Origin of the sequence: Algibacter sp. AS12 (genome assembly GCF_046736315.1) — a bacterium.
GTDB lineage: Bacteria > Bacteroidota > Bacteroidia > Flavobacteriales > Flavobacteriaceae > Algibacter_B > Algibacter_B amylolyticus.
Window position 1 is genome coordinate 4,387,061 of sequence record NZ_CP151841.1, and the last position, 9,825, is coordinate 4,396,885.

Annotated in this window: 11 protein-coding genes; 7 read left to right on the top strand and 4 right to left on the bottom strand. The window is 31.8% G+C overall.

The window, feature by feature from the left end:
- Window positions 1-9 precede the first annotated feature (9 nt).
- The 3 genes from AAFN75_RS18025 (at window position 10) to AAFN75_RS18035 (ending at window position 2,119) form a co-directional block, all read left to right on the top strand.
- A complete protein-coding gene (locus AAFN75_RS18025) occupies window positions 10-744 on the top strand; it encodes a 5'-nucleotidase C-terminal domain-containing protein (protein ID WP_411807666.1) in 735 nt (244 codons plus the stop codon).
- A 3-nt stretch (window positions 745-747) separates the two neighbouring features.
- A complete protein-coding gene (locus AAFN75_RS18030; RefSeq protein WP_411807667.1) occupies window positions 748-1,665 on the top strand; it encodes a bifunctional metallophosphatase/5'-nucleotidase in 918 nt (305 codons plus the stop codon).
- A gap of 67 nt (window positions 1,666-1,732) precedes the next feature.
- Window positions 1,733-2,119 (top strand): DoxX family protein, encoded by a 387-nt coding sequence (locus AAFN75_RS18035; protein ID WP_411807668.1) that lies wholly within the window; start codon window positions 1,733-1,735, stop codon window positions 2,117-2,119.
- Between the two features lie 812 nt (window positions 2,120-2,931).
- Here AAFN75_RS18035 and ligA read toward each other — a convergent pair.
- From ligA to AAFN75_RS18050, 3 genes are read right to left on the bottom strand one after another with little or no spacing between them, the layout of a single operon-like run.
- Window positions 2,932-4,929 (bottom strand): NAD-dependent DNA ligase LigA, encoded by a 1,998-nt coding sequence (ligA, locus tag AAFN75_RS18040; RefSeq protein ID WP_411807669.1) that lies wholly within the window; start codon window positions 4,927-4,929, stop codon window positions 2,932-2,934.
- Window positions 4,929-5,774 (bottom strand): peptide chain release factor N(5)-glutamine methyltransferase, encoded by an 846-nt coding sequence (gene prmC / locus AAFN75_RS18045; protein ID WP_411807670.1) that lies wholly within the window; start codon window positions 5,772-5,774, stop codon window positions 4,929-4,931. The genes ligA and prmC overlap by 1 nt, the downstream gene beginning before the upstream one ends.
- The gene (locus AAFN75_RS18050; RefSeq protein ID WP_411807671.1) at window positions 5,771-6,262 is read right to left on the bottom strand and encodes a GNAT family N-acetyltransferase; all 492 of its coding nucleotides are present in this window, start codon (window positions 6,260-6,262) and stop codon (window positions 5,771-5,773) included. Before AAFN75_RS18050 ends, prmC begins: the two co-directional genes overlap by 4 nt.
- Before the next feature lie 54 nt (window positions 6,263-6,316).
- Between AAFN75_RS18050 and AAFN75_RS18055 the strand changes: the two genes are divergently transcribed.
- The 4 genes from AAFN75_RS18055 (at window position 6,317) to AAFN75_RS18070 (ending at window position 9,238) form a co-directional block, all read left to right on the top strand.
- Window positions 6,317-6,772, top strand: coding sequence for an LEA type 2 family protein (locus AAFN75_RS18055; protein ID WP_411807672.1), 456 nt, complete (start codon window positions 6,317-6,319; stop codon window positions 6,770-6,772).
- A 243-nt stretch (window positions 6,773-7,015) separates the two neighbouring features.
- Window positions 7,016-8,020 (top strand): bifunctional diaminohydroxyphosphoribosylaminopyrimidine deaminase/5-amino-6-(5-phosphoribosylamino)uracil reductase RibD, encoded by a 1,005-nt coding sequence (gene ribD / locus AAFN75_RS18060; RefSeq protein ID WP_411809299.1) that lies wholly within the window; start codon window positions 7,016-7,018, stop codon window positions 8,018-8,020.
- Entirely contained in the window at window positions 8,013-8,624 is a 612-nt protein-coding gene (locus AAFN75_RS18065) for an HAD family hydrolase (protein ID WP_411807673.1), read from the top strand. The genes ribD and AAFN75_RS18065 overlap by 8 nt, the downstream gene beginning before the upstream one ends.
- A gap of 5 nt (window positions 8,625-8,629) precedes the next feature.
- Window positions 8,630-9,238: an IMPACT family protein gene (locus AAFN75_RS18070; RefSeq protein ID WP_411807674.1), complete on the top strand. Its 609-nt coding sequence runs from the start codon at window positions 8,630-8,632 to the stop codon at window positions 9,236-9,238.
- Between the two features lies 1 nt (window position 9,239).
- Here AAFN75_RS18070 and AAFN75_RS18075 read toward each other — a convergent pair whose 3' ends face one another.
- Window positions 9,240-9,638 carry an acyl-CoA thioesterase gene (locus AAFN75_RS18075; protein ID WP_144116295.1) on the bottom strand — a complete coding sequence of 133 codons (399 nt, stop codon included), beginning with the start codon at window positions 9,636-9,638 and terminating at the stop codon, window positions 9,240-9,242.
- Window positions 9,639-9,825 lie beyond the last annotated feature (187 nt).

Below are 9,825 nucleotides of genomic sequence, written 5' to 3' on the forward strand. Positions count from 1 at the left end.
TTCTTTTTTTTGTTATATTTTTTAGTTTTTCTTAATTGCGAACAGGGAAAATTACGGCTTTCTAAAATTGAAGGGACACAAATAGCAATTTCCGATTCTATAACTACAGATCCGGAAATAGAATCATTTATAAAGCCCTACAGAGTTAATATTCAAAAGGATTTAGACAGTGTTTTGGCTTATTCCGCTGGTACTTACTCAAAAAACGATGGCGAATTTAACAGTGCTCTAGGAAACTTTATGGCCGATGTTATTTATAGCGAAGCCAACCCGATTTTTAAATCTAGAACTCAAAAAGATATTGACATGGTTTTACTAAACCATGGAGGAATAAGAGGTCTGCTAAATAAAGGTAATGTATCTAAAAGGACCGCTTTTCAACTTATGCCCTTTGAAAACAGTATTGTAGTAGTAGCCCTTAAAAAACCCCAAATTGATAGCTTAATTGATTATCTAGCTACACAGAAAAAAGCACACCCAATTTCAAAGCTAAAACTAACTTTAGATAAAAATTATAATGTTGTTGAAGCGAAAATAAAAGGAAAGGAGATTACTAACAATAAAACCTATTACGTAGCCACAAGTGATTATTTATATAACGGTGGAGACAATATGAACTTTTTTAAACCTAATGACACTTTATATAGATTAGATTATAAAATTAGAAACGCCATAATTGATAATTTTAATAAACTTGATACTATTAATCCTGTAATCGATAATCGTTTTACACAAATAAAATAAGACATGAAACGTAGAAATTTTATCCAGAAAACCTCTGCAGGAACAGCACTAATGGCATTAGGAGGTCTTGGACTTCAATCTTTTTCGAGAACAAGCGCGTCTACTAAAATTACAATTTTACATACTAACGATGTACATAGCCATATTGACTCTTTTAGTCCTAATGATGCTAAATACGCCAATAAAGGCGGTGTTGCTAGACGAGCCACTTTGGTAGAGTCTATCCGACATGAAAACCCAAATACGCTATTATTAGATGCTGGTGATATTTTTCAAGGCACCCCTTACTTTAATTATTATGGTGGCGAATTGGAATTTAAACTCATGAGCAAGTTAAAATATGATGCTGCTACCCTAGGAAATCATGATTTTGACAACGGTATTGATGGTTTATATGCGCAATTACCTCATGCTAAATTTCAATTTATAACGGCTAATTACGACTTTTCTAACACGATAATGGATACACATACTAAGCCTTATAAAATTTTTATAAAAGATGGTATTAAAATAGGTGTTTTTGGTTTAGGTATAAAATTAGAAGGCTTGGTAGCACCAAATATGTTTAAAGAAACCAAATATTTGGATCCTATTGAAAGCAGCCAAGAAATGACACGTATTTTAAAGGCAGATGAAGCTTGCGACCTTATTATATGTTTATCACACTTAGGTTATAATTACAAAAACTCCCCTAACAAAATATGTGATTTAGCGCTTGCTAAAGCCACAAAGGACATCGATTTAATTATTGGCGGACACACCCATACATTCTTACCAAAACCAACTATTGTTAAAAATATTGAGAATAAAAATACACTTGTAAATCAAGTAGGCTGCTACGGAATAAATTTAGGTAGAATAGACTTTTATTTTGATACCGATAAAAACAAAACGGCTAACGGAACATCTATTATTGTTTAACATGCTGTCATGATTTTTGGTTAAATACGTCTAATCCTTAATAGACCAATTTGATAACCAAAACAACATGAAAAAACACATACCACTCATTTTAAGAATACTAGTTGCCGCCATTTTAATTCAAACCCTACGCTTTAAGTTTTTGGCACACCCAGACAGTGTTTATATTTTTAAAACAGTAGGTTTAGAACCCATTGGAAGAATAGGAATAGGTGTTTTAGAATTAATTTCTGGCATATTAATTCTTATACCAAAAACAGTTTGGCTTGGAGCTAGCTTAACCATTGGAATTATTGGAGGCGCAATTATAATGCACTTAACCGTACTTGGTATTGCTATAAAAAATGATGGCGGACTACTATTTGGAACTGCAGTACTTACTTTTATACTCGCATCTATAATACTTTATTTATACAAGTGGGATATTCCTTACTTAAAAAAGAATAGAAACTAAACTTAGTAAATAAAATTATTAACTTTATTATCAACGTTTGGCAGTGAAGTTTGATAGTAAAACAAATTAAAGGCTAATAACATAAATGTGGTAGACAGAAAATTAAGAAGATGTCTGTCATCTATATAGATATAAGCAATATCTATAATCTCAGCCAAAACAATACTTAAAGACCCCAGGAATATAAAAAGGGATTTTCGATTATCTCGACAGAAAAAATTTATCATACCTACAAAAAACAAAGTAAGTATGATGACATTATAGATAAACTCAAAATAATAATCTGCTTGATAAATTAAATTTGGCTCAATAAAACCATTAAGCGCATAAAACAAATAAATATTTAAAAAAACTAAAACTATGCTATGTATTTTTAAATTTTTAAAAACATACACAAAATTGGTTAAACGTACTATTCTGAAAATTAGAAATATATAAGCTAAAATATAGAGTGAATTCCCCACGAAGTATTCAAAATCATTTGCGAATAATAGCGAAGAAAAAGTTATTTTCCCAATCATTATAGTTAACAAATCTGATAACGAATAGCATATTAAAAAAGCCCAAAACAAGTTATCTTTAGGATAAACATAAAAGCTATACCCTATAGTTATAAAAGGAACCAACAACGAATGCAGATCGAGTGCTAAAGTTTCATTACCGTTAAACTCACAAACAGTAAATAAAACATAACACATTAAAACAATTCCAACCAAAAATTTTGGCTTAAGCATGAGAGAGAATTAAAATTTCAAGACAAATGTATGTAATTTATCGAATAAAACCTACTCTTTATCGGTTTACTGCAAAAATTAATTTATTTTTTGTAGGAATTCTAACTCACTTATTACGGGAATATTAAGTTTTTCTGCTTTTTCTTTTTTACTAGGCCCCATATTTCTTCCTGCAACAATATAACTTGTTTTAGAAGAAATTGAACTACTAACCTTACCGCCATTATCCTCTATACATTTTTTAAGTTCATTTCTAGAAATAGACTCAAAAACACCGGTAACCACAATAACATCTCCATTAAGTAGCTCCGTTTGTCCGCTTAATTGTTCTTCTGTTAATTCAAACTTAAGCCCAAATGCCCTTAAACTATTAATGGTTTCAATATTTTCTTGAGCATCAAAAAAAGCAACAACACTTTCTGCTATTTTTATTCCTATTTCATCTACATTAATTAACGCTTCTTGATTCGCATTAATTATGGCATCAATATTCTTATAATGTCTTGCTAACTTTTTGGCTACTGTTTCGCCAACGTAACGTATTCCTAACGCAAAAAGAACTCGCTCAAAAGGTACTTTAACAGATTCTGCAATACCATTTATTAAATTATCGGCACTTTTTTCAGCCATACGCTCTAAGGGTATAACCTGCTCTTTTGTTAATTTATATAAATCGGCATAGTCACTTATCAACCCCTCGTTAACTAAAAGCGCTACAGTTTCACCTCCTAAGCCATCAATATCCATAGCTTTTCTAGATATAAAATGCTGAATTCTACCTATAATTTGAGGATTACACCCATTATAATTAGGGCAATAATGCTGCGCTTCGCCATCCTGCCTTACTAATTCTGTTTCGCATTCCGGACAGCTTTTAATATAAACTGTAGGTTCTGAGTTTTCCGGACGTTTTGTTAAATCTACTCCCAAAATTTTTGGTATAATTTCGCCACCTTTCTCTACATACACTTCATCATTAACCCTAATATCTAATTTGGCAATTTGATCTGCATTATGTAAAGACGCTCGCTTAACAGTAGTTCCTGCTAACTCAACAGGTTCTAAATTAGCCACCGGCGTTATAGCACCCGTTCTACCAACTTGGTAGGTAATACTATTTAGGCGTGTAGAAACTCGTTCGGCTTTAAATTTATATGCCATAGCCCAACGAGGCGCTTTGGCTGTATACCCCAACTCATCCTGCTGTTGTAAATTATTAACTTTAATAACTACACCATCTGTCTCGTAAGGTAAATCATGACGATGGACATCCCAATATTCAATAAACTCGAAAACGCCATCAATAGAATTAACTAATTTAGCAGCATCAGGTACTTTAAAACCCCATTGTCTGGCTTTATCCAAACCTTCAAATTGCGTATTAACACCTAAATTGGTTCCTGTTAAATTATATAACAAACATTCCAAAGGGCGTTTAGCGACTTCGGCACTATCTTGTAGTTTTAAACTTCCAGATGCCGTATTCCTTGGGTTTCTGTAAGGCTCTTCACCAATTTCAATGCGCTCCTCATTCATTTTAATAAACCCTTCAAAAGGCAACACAATCTCTCCTCGTATATCGAATTTTGGTGGATAATCGCCTTTTAATTGCAATGGCACCGACTTAATCGTTTTAATATTGGCCGTTACATTATCGCCTTGAAAACCATCACCACGAGTTACAGCCTTAATAAGTTTACCATCTTTATAGGTTAAGCTAATAGATGCGCCATCATATTTTAATTCGCAGGTGTATTGAATATCGCCATCTATTAATTTTTTAATACGTGTTTCCCAATCTTGCAAGTCTTCTTTAGAGTATGAATTATCTAAAGAATACATACGATGCTCATGAACTGTAGTTTCAAAATTTTTAGTAACAGCCCCACCAACACGTTGCGTTGGCGAATTAGCATCGAAAAACTCTGGGTGTTTAGCCTCTAAATTTTGAAGCTCTTTTAACTTTATATCGAAATCGAAATCTGAAATAGTTGCATTATCAAGAACATAATAGTTATAATTATGCATTCTTAATTCGTTTCTAAGGTTTTGGATGTGTTGCTCTACTGTATTCATTAAATTTTATCACCTTTTATCATTCTATCTTTCTTAAAGATATCTTGTTTTAACTCTATATTCTTAAAATTGTTATCGTTTAATAAAGTAATCATACTTCGACCTAAAAACTCATTAATTTCAAAATACAACTTACCTTTTTCTTTTAAATTTACTTTTGCAAAATCTGTTATCGCTTTATAAAAAAGTAAAGGATTTTCGTCTTCTACAAATAATGCAAGATGTGGTTCGTGCTCTAATACATTTGGTTTCATTTGCGGTTTTTCCTTTTCGCGAACATAAGGCGGATTGGATACAATAAAATCAAATTTTAAATCTTGAATACGATCTGCATTTAAAATATCGACCTTAAAAAAAGTAACATCTACCCCATTTAACTTAGCGTTTTGTTTCGCCATTTCTAAAGCACCCTCACTAATATCCAAGGCATAAACCTTAACGTTTTCTAGGTTTTTGGCTAAAGAAATAGCAATACAACCACTTCCGGTGCCAATATCTAGAATGTTTATAGCAGGATTATTATCGGTTTGTTTTATAACACACTCTACCAACTCTTCGGTTTCGGGTCTTGGGATTAAAACACTTTCGTTTACCTTAAAAGTTAAACCATAAAACTCTGTTTCGCCAATAATATATTGAACAGGTTTTTGCTCTTTTAACAATAGCAAGGCTTCTAATATCTTTTCTGTATCCTTTACCTGGTAATCCGAATCCATGGCTAATTGAACTCTAGACACATTAAAATAAAAGTCGATAAGCATAAAAAAGAAACTATCCACTTCTTCTTTACCATAATCGGCATCTAAAACCTCATGAAACCTGTATTGTATATCTTTTAACTTCATAAATTCTTAATCATCCATACACCGGAAGAATAATGGCCTGTATTCCCTAATGCGCCATCTAAATGCTTAAAACCGTAACTCTCATAAATATGAATAGCGGCTTTAAGTTGCGATGCAGATTCTAAATAACACGATTTGTAACCTAAGGCTTTTGCTTTTTCAATACATTTTTCGAACAAGGCGCGTCCATAACCTTGACCTCTTACCTTTTTAGAAAAATACATCTTTTGAATTTCACAAGTATCAGTATCCGAGGCCGATAATGGTTTTACACCTCCACCACCTTCTACCTTACCATTGCGCTCAATTACAAAATAAGCATCGTTATTATTTTGATAGGACTGAAACATTTCCGAAGTTTCAGGATCGGTATATGCTGTACCTTCCAAAGGAATATTAAACTCATGAAAACAAGATCTTATAACAGCTTCAATTTCTGGATTATCTTGAGGTTCAATTTCTCGAATAACTATACTATCTTTACTCACTTTAAAGGGTCAATTATAAAGAAGTGAAGATACGCTAAATCGAAAAAAACCGGAATGAAAAACCTAATAATCTTATCAACAATCTGTTTTCTCTTTTTGAATTGCTCGGTTAATGAAAAACCACAATTTATAGGTTTAGAAAATATTCAGATTTCAGAATCCACTTCAAAATACATTACGGTTACGGCCGAAGCTAGATTTATTAACCCTAATGATATTGGAGGCCAATTGCAAACCGATGAAATAAAAGTATTTATAAACAATAACGAAATGGCTACAGTTTCTACAGAAAATTTTGAAGTTCCTGCCAAAAACGAGTTCTCTATTCCTTTAAAAACCAAAGTACCTACCGATAGTATTTTTAGCGATAAAAATTTAAGCGGATTGCTGGGTAGCCTATTTAGTAAAAAAGTAAAAGTGCAGTATAAAGGCGAGATTAAATATAAAGTTTTAGGGTTTTCGCATTATTATAATGTAGATAAAACCGAAGATGTAAAAATTAAATTTTAACTTTTTTTATTACAAACCTTTTTAATTTGATACGCAATGTCTGATATTATGTAAAGCAAAGCGATACCAATAAGGAAAACACCATAAATTTTAGCTTTTCCAAAATAAATTGGATTATCGTAATTTGGCGTATCAAAACTCATTTTGTATCCAAAAACAATCATGACAATACAAAATGGATAAGCTAGGAGACGAATTATTAAATTTTTGAGCATAGACAAATATAATATTCAAAAAATAAAAGTGAACACTCACGAAACCCACATAAAACGCTGTTTAGAAATTGCTACAAACGGCTTAGGAAACACCAGACCAAATCCTATGGTTGGTAGCGTAATTGTGCATAACAACAAAATAATTGGAGAAGGCTATACTAGTGCGTATGGCGGTAATCATGCCGAAGTAAACGCCATAAATTCTGTTTTAAATAAGGATGTATTAAAAGAAGCAACTATTTATGTAACACTAGAACCTTGTTCGCATTACGGAAAAACACCACCTTGTAGCGACCTTATTATTAAGCACAACATACCAAATATTGTAATTGGCTGTATAGATGATAACGAAAAGGTAGCTGGAAAAGGTATTAAAAAACTAAAGGAAGCCGGTTGCCATGTTACTGTAGGCGTTTTAGAAAAGGAATGCAAAACCCATCACAAGCGATTTTTTACCTTTCACAATAAAAAACGGCCTTATATTATTTTAAAATGGGCAGAAACCAACAATGGTTTTATTGCTCCAATAACAAAAAACGAACAAAAACCCGTTTGGATTACCAATAGCTTTTCCAGACAACTTGTACACAAATGGCGTATAGAAGAACAAGCTATTTTGGTAGGCACAAATACAGTTTTACAAGACAATCCAACCTTAAACGTTAGAGATTGGACAGGAAAAAACCCAACACGACTAGTTATCGATAAAGATGAAAAGCTTGCTAAAACGCTAAACATTTTTAATGCTGAAACCGAAACCATTGTGTTTTCAAAAAAAAATATAGATTTCTCTAAAAACATAGGGCTACAAATTTGCAATGCACTCTACAACATAGAAATAAATTCTGTGATTATTGAAGGTGGAGCTAAAACGCTTCAAACATTTATTGACGAAAATTTATGGGACGAAGCTAGAATTTTTATTGGAACAACCACTTTTTTAGATGGTATTAAAGCTCCTAGACTAATAGGAACATTAATTTCTGAAGAAAAAATACAATCAGACAGACTTAACATATACATAAATGATTAAAACTATAATTTTCGATTTTGGTAATGTATTTATTAACTTAAATATAGAAGCCGCTCATAAACATGCCTTAGAAGCTTTTAATATTGAAGCGCTATCAGACGAAATGCTAGGTTTTAATAGTTTTTATGAGCAAGGATTAATTTCCACAGTAGAATTCCTCGACTTTTATTCACAAAATTTCCCAAAACTATCAAAGCAAGAACTTATTGATATTTGGAATTTTATGCTGAAAGATTTTCCTGAAAGTCGATTAACCTTTTTAAAGGAATTAAAGCAATCTTCAAAATATAAATTGATTTTATTGAGTAACACCAACGAACTTCATATTGATTTTATTAAAATAAATGTTTCATTTTACAATGAATTTAAAAACTGTTTTGACGCCTTCTACCTATCTCACGAAATAAACTTAGTAAAACCAAATAAAGACATTTTTAATTTTGTTTTAAATGAAAACAACCTTAAAGCTGAAGAGTGCCTTTTTATTGATGATAATAAGGACAATATTGAAGCTGCAAATACTTTAAATATAAAAACCTGGTTAATTAACCCTGAAACCGAAGATGTTAAAAATCTATTTACCACTAAAAAAGACTTGTTTTAATACATTTGATAGAAAAAGACACATATAACACCATAACCAAAGCCACAGAACCTGTTTTACATAAAGATAAAAACAGTAAGTTTTTTGGATATGCATTTCCTGTAACCCAAGAAGAGGACATAAAACGACACCTAGAAGCTTTAAAAAAAGAACACCACTCGGCAAGACATTGGTGTTATGCGTACCAGGTAGGTACCGAAACCATATCTTATCGTGCAAACGACGATGGCGAACCCAGTAACTCTGCAGGTATGCCAATTTATGGACAAATTCAATCTTACAATCTAACTAACATATTAATAGTAGTAGTAAGATATTTTGGCGGTGTTAAATTGGGTGTTGGTGGATTAATTAGTGCTTATAGAACGGCCGCACAACTTAGTCTTGATGCCTCTAACATTATTGAAAAAACAATAAACATAGATTACCTAATAACGTTCGATTACAAAAACATGAATACCGTAATGCGTGTTATAAAAGAAAAATCTTTAAACATTATTAAGCAAAAACTAGAGCTAGATTGCAATATCACCATTTCGGTTAGAAAAAGTGAAGCCCAATCTATTCATGCCATTTTTGATCGTCTCTACGAGATTAAAATAAAAAAACTATAAGCTATTTCTCCAATAAATCTAAAAAATATTGAGGTGCTTTGGTTGGTCGCCCTGTTTTCATATCCACAAATACTAAAACAGTACTCGCTGTTGTTAAAATTTCACCTTTTTCGTTAGTAATTTCATACTCAAATTCAATCTTAACATTGGGTGTGTTTTTTAGTTGAGTTTTTACATTAATTACATCATCATAACCCGCTGATTTTTTATAGTTTACATTTAAAGAAACTACAGGAAGCATAATACCATTCTCCTCCATAGATTTGTAAGAAATACCAAGTTTTCTTAACCACTCAATACGCCCCATTTCAAGATATAATGCATAGTTACCGTGATAAACCACACCCATTTGGTCGGTTTCACCGTACCTCACTCTTATTTGTATTTCATCGAATTTCATAAGCATATTTAAATATTTTTTTGTAGCTTCGGCTAGTGCTTAAACATGAGGAATTATTTCTAAAAATTCAATAGAAAATCATTTTTTTTTTAAGAATTTTGTTCACATATTTGCCACACCTTAAAAAAGGGTTATGAAACGCTATTTTTCATAAAAATCTAACAAAAAAAGTCACAAAAAATAAAAC